Origin of the sequence: uncultured Sulfuricurvum sp., assembly GCF_937936435.1 — a bacterium.
Lineage (GTDB): Bacteria > Campylobacterota > Campylobacteria > Campylobacterales > Sulfurimonadaceae > Sulfuricurvum.
In genome coordinates, this window is record NZ_CALDDG010000097.1 from 21306 (window position 1) to 36894 (window position 15589).

Below are 15589 nucleotides of genomic sequence, written 5' to 3' on the forward strand. Positions count from 1 at the left end.
TGCGCGGATGAACTATGAGCAATTTTCGGGACGATCGGTCTTGCTATTGGGGAAAACCCGTGCTTTGAATACGGAGGAGTTTGATACTCTACTGAAACTCCATAAAATAGAGCGTGTTAGCAGTTATAACGACGAAGTCGCCCTGATTATCGAAGGGCGGATGATGAATCCGTATGAGCAGGAAGAATCGGCGCGTCTGTACGAAATGCAAAATTGCCCTATCGTCGAACTCTCCGGCGTAGAAGAGTGGCTATGCCGATCCATTGAACCTAACCGATTATTGATGAGCCTCAAACTTTCTCGTAATCAGGAACGGCTTGTCGATTTTTTACAAAATCCCTATATTACAGATGAGCTGTTTTTCAAACTTTTGAAGCTTTATGATTGGCGGAATGAGGGGTTATTTGATAACGACGCCAACCGCGACGTGACTGCTTCGATCATCGGACGGTTTTACGAAAATTTAGATCGGAATCACAATGTTCAGTATGCAATGAGCGGCTTGGCGCATCTGATTGAGCGTTATGGAAATGCAGAGTTGATAGAAGCAATTGCCGAGCTTGCCCCGATTGCACGTGAAATCAAGAATCCTATCGATCGATCGTATAACGGGGTGTTGGATGCGATTGCACTGCATCCTGATACTCCCGAATCATTGCTTCGGCAGCTGCTTACAGAACGTTCCGAACTCTTAGCCCATCGGGTTCCCCTCTCGCTTGAAGAGGAGCTGTTGAAAGTCGAAAAACTTCACCCGATTTTGGCGCAGAATGAATCGCTCTCTCATCGGGGAGTAGAATTATTGGCCGATACGGCAGGTGAGCTTTTGGCCAAACACATTGTTTTGGATGAAACGTGGTTTGAACGGTTTACCGCTGTATATCTTCTCCAACTGGCATCGAATCCCACACTTACCGAACGGATGCAAGAGATACTGATCCGGAGTGAACATGATGAAGTGATGAATGCATTGGCATCCAACAGTGCTTTGAGTCCAGCGCGTTGTACGTATCTCCATTCATTAGGCCGTTTTTCGGCGGCATTGGCAGCGAATCCGTCATTATCGGATAAGATTTTAGTAGAATTGTCCCAAAGTAACGATCCTTCCATTTTAGCGGCACTTGCTGCCAACCCCTCTACACCGATAGATGTGTTGTATCAGCTCTCACTGGATCAGCGGTTTGAGCGGAGCGTTAAAACCAATCCGGCTTTCGGAAAACATATACAAACTCACAACATAGGATGGAGCTGATGCGAACCAAAGATACCATAGAGACGATGCGCTCGCTCATAGAATCGAAAATACCGACTTTTCTGTGGGGAGCACCCGGTATCGGAAAATCGTCCATCATAAAACAAATAGCCCGCGAAAACGGCATCGAGTGTATCGATCTGCGTCTGTCGCTGATGGACCCGACCGACCTTAAAGGGATACCGTTTTATGAGAGAGATACTCACAGCGCATTGTGGGCGCCGCCGTCATTTTTACCGCGTGAGGGGAGAGGAATTCTTTTCCTCGATGAGCTCAACTCCGCCGCCCCTGCCGTACAGGCTTCGGCATACCAGCTGATTTTGGATCGCAAGGTGGGAGAATATACCCTGCCCGATGGCTGGGCGATTGTTGCGGCGGGTAACCGCGAGGGAGATCGCGGGGTCGTGTACCGTCTTCCTTCTCCTTTGGCAAACCGATTTGTCCATATCGAGATGGAAGTAAACGCTACCGATTGGCGCGATTGGGCACTTAGCCGAAGGATCGATGAGCGGGTTGTCGCCTACATCGGATTTAAAAACAGTGCACTGTTCGGATTTGACCCGCTCAAAAATGAGCGAAGCTTTGCAACCCCCCGCAGTTGGGAAGCGGTTCATACGATAGTAAACAGCTCGCTATCCAAAACGCTTTGGCTGGAAGCAATCAGCGGGGCGGTGGGTGAAGCTGCTGCCGTCGATTTTTTAGGTTTTTGTCAGGTGATGGATAAGCTCCCCGATGTTGATGCGATTCTACGCGGAGAGGAGAGTGAAGCACCGACGGATCTTTCTACACTCTATGCACTCTCATCGGCCTTAGTAACGCGTGTGCTGAGCACACCCTCGGATGAAGCAGTCTCACATCTTTTGCGCTACACTCTGAAACTCAAAAACGAATTTGCGGTGATGATCGTTCAGGATCTTCAGCGTCAAGGAGTTTCGATGGAACATCTCGATGCGTTCGGCGAATGGGTGGAAGCGTACGCCTATCTGTTATGATCGATTTTTCTCCCCTTAAAGCCAAACTTCTCCTCGAATACCCATTTTTCGGGACGATTGCATCGGGAATGGAGACGGTGCAAAACGATAATATCGAGAGTTTCGCGACACGCGAGAACACGATTGAGTACCGTGAAGCCTACATCGAATCTCTAAGTAATGATGAGCGTTTGTTTGTTTTGTGCAACGGTGCGCTGCATGAAGCGCTATCCCATACGCTGCGCCGCGGAAATCGGAGCCCGTGGCTGTGGGCAATGGCATGCGACTATGCGATCAATGCACTCCTGATCGATAACGGTTTTACCGCCCCTCCACAAATCACCTATGACAAACGGTTCGGAACGCTCAGTACGGAAGAGATCTATGCTGAGCTCGCACTGGAGTTTTTAGATCAGGAACAAAATGATCGAGACAGTGATGATCGCCGAGACGGTGAAAGTGCGGATGAGAAGCTTTCCCGTGCTCAGCGTGAACGTCGCACACACGAAGCGATGGAAAAAGACGATCCACTCTCCGAGGCATTTGCACGGCAGTTCGGGTTACTCTCAAAAAGCCGAATCGACTGGAGAAACGAATTGCGCGATTGTATCGGCGGGCACTACATCAGTGATTACACCCTTATCCCCCCCTCAAAAAAACTTCTTTATGAGGGGATATATCTGCCGGGATCATCGTCACGCCATCTGGATTTGGCTATTGCAATTGACAGTTCGGGATCGGTGGATGAGGGATTGCTCTCAACCTTTATCGCTGAGGTCGAATCGATTATGGAGACATTCGGCTCGTACACTATCGATCTGGTGGTATGTGATGATCGGATCCGAAGCCATACGCGGTTTGAAAACGGGGAGAGTATCGAATATACATTGAACGGAGGAGGGGGAACCGATTTTATTCCGGTATTCGAACTGATTGAATCGTGGATGCAGCGTCCGAAAGTTCTTTTGTATTTTACCGATCTGGACGGTAAATTCCCTCCGTATGAACCGCCCTATGAGGTGCTTTGGATCGCACCGCAACTCGCAGATGTGCCGTTTGGCCGGGTGATTGTATTAAAGGATGAAAATGGTTGAAAACGCGATAAAGATTTTGGAAACTTCCAATCTTTTCATTACCGGGGGAGCCGGTTCGGGTAAAACGACCCTCACCCGTGCGCTGATCGACGATGCGGCACAAAAGGGAAAGTCGGTAGCCCGTCTCGCCTCGACGGGGATGGCGGCGACATTGATCGGAGGGCAGACACTTCACAGCTTTTTTGATCTGGGGATCGCCAATTCCCAAGAAGAACTGGAGCGTAACGGAAAACTGGAACCCTCCAAAAAGATCACCAAACTGATCCGTTCCATGCAGATAATCGTCATCGATGAGATTTCGATGGTCGGGGCGCCGCTGCTCGATATGATCCGATTACGATTATTACAGGCGGAGTTTAGCGGACGGCTTATCGTCGTAGGGGATTTTTTGCAGCTTCCTCCCGTTACACGGGGAAGTGAGCCGATCTATTTTGCCTTTGAATCTCCGAGCTGGGAGCGGTTTGGTTTTGAGACGATCCGTTTGGAAGGCTCCTACCGAACCCATGAAGCGAAGTTCTTGAGTCTTTTGGAGCAGGTACGTCATGCCAGTATCGATAAAGCGGCGATGAATGCGCTGGATGAATTGGTCAAGCCGCTGAGTGAGGATATGAGTTCGGTCACTTTGCTGTTCGGCAAAAATATCAGCGCTCAGAACCATAACCGCTCCCAGTTGGAGCATCTGCACGGCGAGATTATCGAACTCTCTACCTACGTGACGATTCATGATAAAAAGATGCAGGAACGCGATGTCGAGCGGTTTATGATCGAGAGCCGTATCGAGCCTGTTTTGGCACTTAAAGTCGGAGCTCCGATCCTCTTTACCCGCAACGCGTGGAATTACTACAACGGCGAGAGAGGGATGATTACCTCCATCGAAGAAGAGGTGATCTGGGTGAAAAAAGCGGACGGAGTCAGTGTGAAAGTGGAGCGTGTCGATACCACTAAAACGCGCTGGGTAGAAAAAGGAAACACGGCAAGCGAAGAGAAACTGATCTCCCTCAGCCAATTTCCGATCACGTTAGCGTTTGCGATCACGATCCACAAATCACAGGGGATGAGCTTGGCCGATTACGTTATCGAGACCAACGAGATATTTGCCCCCTCGCAGTTTTATGTGGCACTCTCTCGTTCCGTGTCTGCACATCGCGTGACACTGATCCGCCCGAATCGCGGGTGGGAAAAGCTCTGTTTCGTCCACCCTAAGGCAAAATATTTTAGCGAGAGGGTGTAAACGCCGCTCCGATAATCACCCGATAGGAAAAGAGGGTGCTAAATACGGCTGAGAGGAGCGCAACGGCGACCATCATGTACATGACGGCAAGCTGATACGAGATCGCGCTCAGCGGATCGGCTCCGGCGAGAAGCATCCCCGTCGTGATGCCGGGGATATGGATGATCCCCACCGTTTGGAGCATATTGAGTGTCGGAATCATAGAGGCTTTGACGGAGGCTTTAGAGGCAAAGGCAAGAGCCTCTTTAAGTGGAGCCCCCAGTGCCACCATCCCCTCGATTATCTCGATCGTATTTTTCACCTCGGCACGAAACCGTTCGGTACTTTGGGTGTAGACATTGAGGGCATTGCCGATAATCATTCCTCCGATAGGGATCATCTCATGCGGGACCATGTGAATCACCCCAAACGCCATCATTGATAAAAAGACGATGGCCGAAGACGCCCCTATCGAATAAAATGCGATTTTAAAACTCTGCTCCCCCAACGGTGTCCGTTTACGCGCCGTATAGGCTCCGAACGTTACCATTCCCAACAAAACGAAAAATAAGAGTGCAGGATGCTCCATTTTGAACAGATACACAAGTGCATATCCCAACACCCCCAGCTGCACCATCGCCAAAATCGAGTTGGTCAGAATCGTTTTTTCCAGACCGAACTGTTCGCGGCGCGAATACCACAGTGCAAAGACGATGAGAAGGTAGGAGGCTAAAAAAGAGTATTGCATAACTTACATCGAAATATCGATGGAAACTTTTTGTATCTTTGCAAATTCATTTTGTAGAGTTGCCTTGATTTCATCTATTTTTTGATACTTTTGCGCTATTTCTTGTTGTATTTCAAGATCAAAACTACCATCCGAAAGAATAGGAATTGGAATAGTTACATTTTCAACTACTGTTGGCGCAACATTTGTATATTCATTACTTCCATTATCACCTTTGCGCCCTTTTGCTAACTCTCGTAAAATGGGTTCAAGTATAAATTTTACATAATTAATATCTATTTGAGTAGATTTTGGTAGCAATATCCCTTTATGTCCAGTTGCAGAAAATTTCCCTTTTAATACACTCATATAGCCAGCAAATCCATCTACAACCCATGAAAGATATTCTCCATCATAATCATAAGTATCTATAAATATGATCGGTGCAACATTTGAACCTGAATACACGGGATATTCACCTTTATGCAGTTGTCCATAGCTACGAGTATATTTTGATAACCCTTTCTTTGTTATGAATATTTCACCTATAAGAATTTCTTTAAATTTTTGTGATTCTAAACTATGGTCAATTTTTATTTTCAAATTTTTAATACGGTGTTGATATTCTTTGGCTTTTGCTTTAAGATCAGTAATAACATTATATTTTTCGATTATATTTTTTTGTGTTTCTAAATCAAAAGTACCATTGGGAAGAATTGGTATAGCAATACTTATATTTTTAGCTTCTTTCCAGTGTCTCGCATATCCTAAATTAGGCATTAACTCTGACCACAAATAAATTATATATTCTAAAAGAATATTAGTAAAACGTGGTTTTAAAACTTTAACATTATCTAAAACAGAAAAGTCATTTTTCCTTATATAAATTGCTTTAGTGTGGTCTCCAAATGTTAATAAAGGCGATTCATCATTTGCTTCAAACATTTTTTTTGAATAGCTACCTACTAAGCCAAAATCAAGAAACTGAGATGAATAAACAGGAAATCCTTCTTGTTCATGTAAGCTTGTTTTATTTATTTTAAAAGGTATCGAAAGAACATCAAAAATTTCACTAATTAAAAGAAATTTAAATTTTTTAGGTTCTACATCAGATTTTTTTTTTTCGTTTAGTTCTAAAATAATATTTTTAAAACTCATGATATTTTCAGCTATATCTTCTACAAAATAGGGGAGTTCTTCAAACTTGATACTAGTATCTTCTTCTTCAATTCCAAGTTCTATTTTTTCTTCTCTACTCCACCATCTATCAACTGACCAATGGGTATCCGGTGCAAAATTTTCTATCGGGAATATTTTACAGCGGGGATCTTTGTTGAAGCTTTCAAAATTTGATTTGTTTCCTTTGAAAAAACCATAAAGCGTGGTAGCTTCGTCAAGATCATTTTGATCGATATTGAACCGATACACGTCACGACTTTCTCCTATCTCGCTTACGAGATAGGTAAAGACTGGATCAGTTTGGATTTCTGATTTATCATGTTTCTTTGTAATGCATAAAATATAGGTTTTTTTATTGGTAGTAAAAAACGTATTGAGAGGGAGAGAAATAATTCCGTCGATAAAACACTCTTGACGTAAGAACTCTCTTAAGTTTTTATCATTTTGCCGATTAAAAATCCCATCAGGTACGACGATAAAGGCTTTACCGTTTGGTTTTAGTGCTCTTACAATCCACTCCATAAAAAGTCCTTCGACTCCTATAGCATTGATTTTGTAATACTTTTTGAGTTCATCGTCTTTTTGTATCTCTTCTTTTAGGTTACTGCTTCCACTGGTAACATACGGAGGATTTGTTAGGATGAGATCATATTCGTCAATTACAGGGTCTCTTAACGTACCTAAAATAGAATTTGTTTTTAGATTGAAACTATCATTGAATATTTTGCCGAATTCTATGGTATGGTTTGGGTATTCTTTTATAATTTCACTAAAATAAATCAGCATATTTGCTTTTGCTAGAATAATTGTTTTTTGCTCATCTTTGTCAAAGCCTTTATCAAATCCTCGAATTGTAATTTTAGGGATGACTTTATCACCTTCTACACTATAGAATTTATCTAGTCGACTTTTGATAGGTTCAAGTAAAAATTTACCTACTCCACACGCAGGATCACAAATTTTTGCTCCTTCTTTGATCTCATCTTTTGCTATTTTTTCAATAGCACGAATTACTTTCATAGGGGTGAAAAATTGCCCCCAATTTTTTTTGCTAATACTCTCTTTTAGGAAGCTCTCAAATAGTTGGCTTTTGAAATCATAATCGATATGTTCAAGTCTTTTATAATCCTGAAATTTTTTAAGAACTTTGATAAAAACCGTACTATATCCTGATACAGATTTTTGGTCTTTACTTACAAAGATTGTTCCATTTATGATAGTCGTGTTATCGATAGGATTATATGGAAAAAGTTCTTTTATTTTTTTTCTAATTTCATCTGCGTAGTATTGAAGTATCTCATCGTTTGTATCGGTAGTCTGCAAGCTCATTAAATAGTCAAAACTATAGCGATTTTTCAAAATTCCTAAATCACTCAGATATTTGAAAATAAATAGTTCTACAAAGGTATAAAGGCAGTTTTCAGGAGTGGCACCGCTTACACTCCAAATATCCTGCCAAATAGAACGGGCTAAGTCAGTTGGGCTAACGAGTTCGATAGGTAGTATCTGGTTGTTTTTTTCATTAAGTGAATAGTTGATTTTTTCAATGAGTTTAGCGATTGTTTCATCTGATGGGTTAAATTGTCTCAGGATAGCGTTACCATCTTCATCTTTGATAATTTCCCCCGTCAGGGCATTGACCCAAAGGGTGTCGATGGTATCTGTGGCGATTATGATTTTCGCACCTAATTTACGTGCAACTTCAATCTCTTGTGCAATAGCTTTTTGTTTTTGCGCTTTGGTTTTAAATTCTTTAGGCTGTTTGAATTCTATAATAGTGATAACATTTTTTTTGTTGACGATTAAAGCATCTACTCTTTTATTTTCTGCATCACCGTAATCTACGTTTCTGATGATATTGGCACCTTTAAGTGCTTTAAGTGTTGTGGCACCAATATTATAATAATCCCATTTTCCGATTTTTGATGATGGTGTATTTTTATCAAGTCCTCTTTGGAGAAGTTCTTCACTCATCAATAAACCTTTTTCACATTAGAATTGTTTTAAATTAGCTATATATCAATTATACTGTTTGATTGGTTAAAATATGTCAGGATGCAAAGAAATTAGAAGATTTTTGGGAGTTTTCCCCGAAAGGGGGAAAGAGGAATTATAACTCTTCAGCGTGTGCAGCAAGATATTCGGCAACACCTTCAGTGCTTGCTTTCATACCGGTGTCACCTTTGTTCCATCCCGCAGGACAAACTTCTCCGTGCTCGTTAGTGAACAACATCGCATCGATCATACGAAGCATTTCGTCGATGTTACGTCCAAGTGGAAGGTCATTGATAACTGCATGGCGGATAGTTCCGTCTTTGTCGATTAAGAATGATCCGCGAAGTGCGACTGATTCACCGAAAAGAACATCGTAATCACGTGAGATTTGTTTGTTCAAATCCGCTACCAACGGATAACGTACTTGACCGATTCCACCCTCTTTTACCGGAGTGTTTTTCCATGCGAAGTGGCTGAATTGTGAGTCAACCGATACGCCGATTACGTTGATTCCGCGAGCAGTGAACTCATCAAGACGGTGATCGAACGCGATGATTTCTGACGGACAAACGAAAGTGAAGTCCAACGGATAGAAAAACAATACGGCACCTTTTTCGCCGAGGTTTTCGTACAAGTTAAAGTTGTCAACGATTTGGTTGTTTCCAAGAACGGTAGTAGCAGTGAAGTCAGGAGCTTTTTTAGTGACGAGCATTAGAGTTTCCTTGTGTGGTTTTTTGTAATGTAGGGAAATTGTAACACACGAAGATTAATCCAAATAAGTTACGGAAAAGTAACCGCAATTCCTAAAGGAAAATTTTTATTATTTAGAACAAATCTACAGAAAAACCGCCCAAACCCCATAAAGAGGCTTAGGCAAAAGTATAATGTTACGAAAGTGCTGTGCGTACTGCGTACGTCGCCTCGACCATATTTCGTAAAGCGGCTTCGGTTTCACCCCAACCGCGTGTTTTGAGACCGCAATCGGGGTTGACCCAGAGCTGATCGGCGGGAAGGACTTCTAGCAGAGCGTGAATTTGCTCCTCCATCTCCTGCGCACTCGGTACACGGGGGGAGTGGATGTCATAGACCCCCGGGCCTACTTCCTGCGTATACCCCACCTCTTTGAAAATATGGAGCAAGCGGTTCCCGCTACGCGAGGTTTCGATCGAAATGACATCGGCATCCATCGCTTCGATCGTTCTGATAATATCGGTGAATTCACTGTAGCACATGTGGGTATGAATCTGCGTATCGTCTTCGGCAACGGCTGTACTGAGAAGGAAACTGTGCAATGCCCATTGTTCATACTCCTCCCGCTTTACATTGCGCAGAGGATACCCCTCTTTGAACGCCGCTTCATCGACCTGAATCATTTTGATCCCCCCCTTTTGCAGATCGTCGACTTCGTCTCGGATTGCGAGAGCGATTTGGGTTGCGGTGAGAGAACGGGGCTGATCGTTTCGAACAAAGCTCCAGTTGAGGATGGTGACGGGGCCGGTGAGCATCCCTTTTACGGTTTTAGAGGTGAGGCTTTGGGCATAGGTGCTCCATTCGAGTGTCATCGGCTCCGGACGGCTGACATCACCGTAGATGATCGGAGGTTTGACGCATCGGCTGCCGTAGCTTTGTACCCATCCCTGGGTACTGAAGGCGAATCCGTTCAACCGTTCGCCGAAATACTCGACCATGTCGTTGCGTTCGAATTCCCCGTGTACAAGGACGTCCAGACCGATCGATTCTTGGAACTCGATACACGATCGAGTTGCTTGGCGGAGTTCTTGTGTATAGGTTTCCATCGAGATGGTCCCTTTTTTAAATTCCTGTCGGAGTTTTCGGATATCGGCAGTTTGCGGGAACGAGCCGATCGTCGTTGTCGGAAGGATCGGGAGATTGAACCGACGGTGTTGAAGTGCGATTCGTTCCTTATAGACGGATGAGCGTTTCAAGTCCGTAGGAGTGATACTGTTTAGGCGGTATTGAACTTGCGGATCGTGGAACATCGTAGAGGTTCGGCGCTCTTGCAGCCGCTGTTTGTTTTCGGCATAGGCGAGGAGCGCTTTTTCATCGTTTTGGGAACCGAAAAAGAGGGATTTAAGGAGTTCAAGCTCAGAGAGTTTCTCGCGGGCATAGGACATGGTCTGTTTGAGCTCTTCGGCAAGAAGCTCTTCGTTACCCAGAGAATAAGGGACATGCAAAAGAGAACACGAGGTGCTGATCACAAGACGCTCTTTAGGGATTAGAGAGGCAATTGTCTCGAGTTGATGAAGAGAGTCTTCCATATCGTTGATCCAGATATTGCGCCCATCAATGATGCCTACTCCGAGACGTTTGCCGCTGCGGGCGATCAGAGGGATAGAATGAATGTTTTCCGGCCCGTACACGAAATCGAGATAAAGCGTTTCGATAGGAGTGTGTACCAATACGGCGGTCGCTTCGCAAGAGTGTTCGAAATAGGTGGCAACGCTGATTCGGCCGTAGTGTTTGCACAGCTCTTCGTACGCAATTTTAAGAAGGGAGAGATCATTTCCGCTTACATTGCAGCTCAGAGCCGGCTCATGAAAGACGATTTCGGTCTCTATGGATTCCAGGCTTTCAATCAGCGCTGCATATTGTTCCAAGAGGGGATCGAACAATGCGGCACGGATATCCTCTGAACATTTGGAGAGAGCAAAAAACGTGATCGGTCCGATGAGATGGATACTGCCGTGAAAGCCGTATTCGATCGCATCACGGTGTTCCCGAATTATTTTGGACGGGTTGATCGTACCGAAGCGGAATCCTCCATGGAGTTCGGGAACGAGATAGTGGTAGTTGGTATTGAACCATTTGGTCATCGCCATTGCAGTGTGAGCGGCATCTCCCCGTGCCATTGCGAAATAACGCCCGATAGGATCGGCGATATCCAAAAAACGTTCCGGCTCGGCACCCAATGCGACGATGAGATCGAGCATATTGTCATACAGGCTGAAGTCGTTGATCGCTACCGAGCCGATGCCGGAAGCGCGCTGGTAATTCCAATGGCGCAGCCGCAAAGACGATGCAGTTTCTTCCAGTTCGGCAAAACCAATGGAACCGTTCCAAAATTTTTCGAGGGCAAACTTAAGCTCCCGTTTTTCACCGATGCGGGGAAAACCGAGCACTGCTGTTGTGTGTGTCATTTTTATTCCTTAATGTAATGAAGGGATTTTCTGCATCCATAAGAGGGTACAGAGGACTAAAACGGTGCTGATTAAAACGAAAAAAAATGCGAATACGGCGGTGAAGAGTCGGTGTGAAAGTAGCGAAACAGAAAACGGATCTTAGGGCGTAGTGCGGAGATATGAAGGGCGCACGCCGTTCGGCGTCGGAAAAAGCAGTTACAGTGACACTGGCAACGGGAAACCTTCGGAGTAAAAGGCTCAAGAGCCTCTAAGAGCAGATCGAGTTCGTCGGGAGGAGTTTCATCGATGCCGTCATCGGCAGAAAAGGAACGATAGGTATGACAGCTTCGGGTACGGACAAAACGGCTGTGCAACGTTGCCGCATTGACGGTTGCAGTGATCGCCTGAAGCGAAAAGTAGCGTCCTTTAAACCCTTTGGCCATTGCCGTGTCATCTCCTGAGCATGTATAAGAGGACGAATTATACTATAATTGCCGCATGACGATGAATACAACCAATACAACCGTAACTTTTAAATCGCTGTTCTCAATGATGCTGCGATACAAACCCGCATTGGTGTGGGGGAATGCAATCGCGATTGTCGCGACGCTGGTCAGTATCCCCATCCCGCTGCTGATTCCGCTTCTGGTGGATGAGGTGCTGCTCCATAAGGGGGGATGGGTGACCGAATGGATCGATTGGCTCAGTTCGGCCAAAGAACCGCTCGTATATATCGGGATTGTTTTAGGGGTGACGATTGCCCTGCGGTTTGTTTTTTTTATCCTCAGTGTCGTTTCCCAACGCTATTTCATCGCCCTCTCGCAGGAACTCAGTTTTAAAATTCGTACTCGGGCGCTGGAACATCTGCAATCGGTTTCGATGTCCGCATACGAACGGCTCGGAAGCGGCAAGGTGGTGACCCATCTAGTAACGGATATCGAGACGATCGAACTGTTTTTGGGGAGTGCTCTGGCAAAATTGATCGTATCGCTTGCGACACTGATCGGCGTAGGCGCGGTGTTGATCTGGATCAATCCTCTTTTCGGGATATTGATCCTCATCTTTCAGCCGCTAATTATGATAACGACCCGCCGAATATCGGGACGGGTAGGGAAACTAAAAAAAGAGCAAAACCGTACCATCGGCGAACTCTCCGATACCCTGACGCAGATGTGCGATCTTTTCGGGCAAATCCGGGCAAGTAACAAGGAAGAGCGCTTTATCCGACGCAGCATCGATCAGGCTCATACGCTTAAAGAACGGGCTCGAGAATACGGCATTCAAGCTTTGATCGGGGAACGTTTTTCCTATACGCTGTTTCTCAGCGGATTTGAAATTTTCCGTGCTTTGGGATTGGTTATGGTACTCTATTCCGATCTCTCCATCGGATTGATGTTCGGAATTTTCGGGTATCTGTGGTTTATGATGACACCGGTGCAGGAACTGTTGTCGTTGCAATACAGCTATGCCAATGCAAAAAATGCGCTGGCACGCCTTAATGAGCTTCTCTTACTTCCGAAAGAACCGCACTATCCGATGGTGAGCGACCCTTTCGAGGGGCATAGAGGTATTTCGATCGAGACGAGATCGCTGATTTTTGGATACGATCCTTCCGAACCGGTTTTAAAAGGATTGAATCTAAAAATCGGCGAAGGAAAAAAAGTGGCGATTATCGGAGCAAGCGGCAGCGGTAAAAGTACCCTTTCGCAGCTGCTGGTCGGATTTTATCCTCCGACCTCGGGTGAGATCGTCTATAATGGAATGAGTGTACGCGAGATCGGTTTTTCCCGGATCCGTGATGAGGTGTTTGTTGTCTTGCAGCAACCTTTGATGTTTAACGACACACTGCGGTTTAATTTGACGATGGGGGGTGATATCGGTGACGATGCTATTGCCGAAGCGCTGCGGATCGCACAGTTGGAAGAATTTATTACAACCCTTCCGATGGGGCTGGAAACACAGGTCGGAAAATTGGGAATCCGTTTATCGGGAGGACAGCGGCAGCGTCTGAGTATCGCACGGATGGTTTTGGCTGATCCCAAAGCGGTCATTTTCGACGAGTCGACTTCGGCATTAGACGTTCATACGGAGAGTGCCCTTTTTGAAGCGCTTGAGACATTTTTGGAAGGCAAAACAGTGATTATCATCGCCCATCGCCTCAGCACGATTACGAAAGCCGATTATATCTATGTATTGGAAAACGGAGCGGTTTTGGAAGAGGGGACGCGTGAAGAACTCGAACTTCAAGACGGCAGTTTCAAAAGCTTCGTCCATCATCAGCACTAAATAGGGGAATACGTGGAAAATAAAAGTTTTGTCCGGTTTATGATCATTTTAGCAATCGGGTTGAGCCTCTGGCTTTTTTTCCCGTTTCTGAAAAGTTTTTTTGCCGCCTTGCTGTTGGCGATCGTCATTTCTCCGGTCTATCGTGTTGTTCGACAAAAAGTGCAGACGATTCGATCGGTGGAACCGTTTTCCGACGTTGTCTCCGCAGGTATCGTGACACTGGGGCTTACGTTAATCTTGTTTATTCCGATCGCGGTGTTTTTATCCAACCTCTTCAATCAGCCCCAAAATACGATCGGGATGATACGGATGCTGGGGGATGGGATCGACACACTCTCTTCGAGACTTCCGGCGTTTCTTTCATGGCTCAAAGATCCGATGGATAATCTGCTGGAGATTGCCAAAGTGCATAAAGACGAGATTCTAGCCACACTGGCGGCATGGTTCGGAAGCGGTGTGAAGAGCTTCATGGCGATGTTGGCGGAGATGACGATGATCGTCGTCTTTTTCTTTTTTCTCAACTGGTACGGACGCAGCATCGCATTGTTTTTTCTCCCGATTATTCCGCTGTCGCGAACGATGAAACGGGAGTTTTTGTCCCATATGATGACGACGACGGCCGTCGTCTTTTATACTTTCGGAGGCGTCATGCTGGCACAGGGGCTGGCTTTCGGGATTTTTATCGCTTTTTTCGAGGGGTATAATTCTCTGGTACTGGGATTTTTGACCGGATTCGCATCGATTATTCCAATCGTGGGAACGGCACTGATCTGGGTCCCGGTCGCTATTAACGAATATGTTCACGGGCATCTGTTTAACGCGGTTGTCATTACTGTCTACTCGTGGGCTATGATGGCTTTTTTCATCGACAACATCGTTAAGTTGGTCATTTTGAATTTCGTCAATAAAACGCTTAGCGACGGGAAAAATCGTATGAATGAGTTTGTGATTTTTTTTGCGATTGTAGGGGGATTAGCGACATTCGGATTTTGGGGATTTGTCTTCGGTCCGGCGATCGTCGCCTTTATCCTGACAACACTGCGGATGATTCGTAGAACACGGGCTAAGCGCCTCCGCTAGGGAGGGTGCGATTTATGTTGCGCTAAGGGCTTTGACCTCTTCACGCAAACGGGCGAGCTCTTCCATAATTGAAGCGATCTCATCGGCAGAAGGTTTTTCATCGCTATGGGTATAGCGTTGGATCGTCGATTGAACGTTTTGAGTCAATGAATCGAGCTGATTTTTCGCCTTATCGATCAGAGCATTGTGGTCGATATGAAGTGTCTCTTCGAGATCTTGGAGTTTTTCAACGATGTCGTCTTGATGTTTAAAGAGCATGTAGCCGGCGACTCCTCCGATAGCGGCACCTACGATAAAGCTAAGCATGTTGTTATGTTCCATAGTATTCTCCTATGATTTGGGTTTTTTCTTGAGAAATTGCGAGAGTGCCCCGATGGCAAGTGTCCCGATGGTGACCTTGGCGATTCCGTTGGAAGCTTTGAGGGTCAAAGACTGGGCTTCGTCATGGAGGAATGAAATGAGAGCATGAACCTCATGCAACGCCTGAAGCGATTTACTGCTGAGAGAACGACTCTCATCTTTAAGATGGGTCAATAGTTCGCTGACGTCGTGCAGCGTAACAGCGGCTTTGGTCGAGAGAAAACTGAGTTCGTTTTGCACATGGGCGATAAACTCATTCGTCCGTTCCATCGTTTTATAGGTTTGTACTCCGATAAAG

General features: G+C 45.4%; 13 protein-coding genes. 6 read left to right on the forward strand and 7 right to left on the reverse strand.

What is annotated here, in order from left to right:
• Positions 1-7 precede the first annotated feature (7 nt).
• From Q0389_RS09490 to Q0389_RS09505, 4 genes are read left to right on the forward strand one after another with little or no spacing between them, the layout of a single operon-like run.
• Positions 8-1249, forward strand: coding sequence for a hypothetical protein (locus tag Q0389_RS09490; RefSeq protein ID WP_298693738.1), 1242 nt, complete (start codon positions 8-10; stop codon positions 1247-1249).
• Positions 1249-2241: a MoxR family ATPase gene (locus tag Q0389_RS09495; protein ID WP_298693739.1), complete on the forward strand. Its 993-nt coding sequence runs from the start codon at positions 1249-1251 to the stop codon at positions 2239-2241. The genes Q0389_RS09490 and Q0389_RS09495 overlap by 1 nt, the downstream gene beginning before the upstream one ends.
• On the forward strand, positions 2238-3314 hold the full coding sequence (locus Q0389_RS09500) for a VWA-like domain-containing protein (protein ID WP_298693740.1): 1077 nt from the start codon (positions 2238-2240) through the stop codon (positions 3312-3314). The genes Q0389_RS09495 and Q0389_RS09500 overlap by 4 nt, the downstream gene beginning before the upstream one ends.
• Positions 3307-4545, forward strand: coding sequence for an ATP-dependent RecD-like DNA helicase (locus tag Q0389_RS09505; protein ID WP_298693741.1), 1239 nt, complete (start codon positions 3307-3309; stop codon positions 4543-4545). The genes Q0389_RS09500 and Q0389_RS09505 overlap by 8 nt, the downstream gene beginning before the upstream one ends.
• Here Q0389_RS09505 and fetB read toward each other — a convergent pair.
• From fetB to Q0389_RS09530, 5 genes are all read right to left on the reverse strand, one after another.
• Positions 4529-5272 (reverse strand): iron export ABC transporter permease subunit FetB, encoded by a 744-nt coding sequence (gene fetB, locus Q0389_RS09510; RefSeq protein WP_298693742.1) that lies wholly within the window; start codon positions 5270-5272, stop codon positions 4529-4531. The two genes, Q0389_RS09505 and fetB, sit on opposite strands and share 17 nt — an antisense overlap.
• Before the next feature lie 3 nt (positions 5273-5275).
• Positions 5276-8404 (reverse strand): N-6 DNA methylase, encoded by a 3129-nt coding sequence (locus tag Q0389_RS09515; RefSeq protein ID WP_298693743.1) that lies wholly within the window; start codon positions 8402-8404, stop codon positions 5276-5278.
• 136 nt (positions 8405-8540) lie between these two features.
• Positions 8541-9137, reverse strand: a complete 597-nt coding sequence (locus Q0389_RS09520) for a peroxiredoxin (RefSeq protein ID WP_298693744.1) — start codon at positions 9135-9137, stop codon at positions 8541-8543.
• Between the two features lie 175 nt (positions 9138-9312).
• Positions 9313-11583 carry a 5-methyltetrahydropteroyltriglutamate--homocysteine S-methyltransferase gene (metE, locus tag Q0389_RS09525; protein WP_298693746.1) on the reverse strand — a complete coding sequence of 757 codons (2271 nt, stop codon included), beginning with the start codon at positions 11581-11583 and terminating at the stop codon, positions 9313-9315.
• 71 nt (positions 11584-11654) lie between these two features.
• Positions 11655-12008 (reverse strand): hypothetical protein, encoded by a 354-nt coding sequence (locus tag Q0389_RS09530; RefSeq protein ID WP_298693747.1) that lies wholly within the window; start codon positions 12006-12008, stop codon positions 11655-11657.
• A gap of 55 nt (positions 12009-12063) precedes the next feature.
• On the opposite strand from Q0389_RS09530, the gene Q0389_RS09535 reads away from it, so the two are divergent.
• Both Q0389_RS09535 and Q0389_RS09540 read left to right on the forward strand, forming a co-directional pair.
• On the forward strand, positions 12064-13851 hold the full coding sequence (locus tag Q0389_RS09535; protein WP_298693748.1) for an ABC transporter ATP-binding protein: 1788 nt from the start codon (positions 12064-12066) through the stop codon (positions 13849-13851).
• A 12-nt stretch (positions 13852-13863) separates the two neighbouring features.
• On the forward strand, positions 13864-14931 hold the full coding sequence (locus tag Q0389_RS09540) for an AI-2E family transporter (protein ID WP_298693749.1): 1068 nt from the start codon (positions 13864-13866) through the stop codon (positions 14929-14931).
• 12 nt (positions 14932-14943) lie between these two features.
• Here Q0389_RS09540 and Q0389_RS09545 read toward each other — a convergent pair whose 3' ends face one another.
• Positions 14944-15252 carry a YtxH domain-containing protein gene (locus tag Q0389_RS09545; protein WP_298693750.1) on the reverse strand — a complete coding sequence of 103 codons (309 nt, stop codon included), beginning with the start codon at positions 15250-15252 and terminating at the stop codon, positions 14944-14946.
• Between the two features lie 9 nt (positions 15253-15261).
• Positions 15262-15589: hypothetical protein (locus Q0389_RS09550; protein ID WP_298693752.1), on the reverse strand; the 328-nt coding region annotated here is incomplete at its 5' end.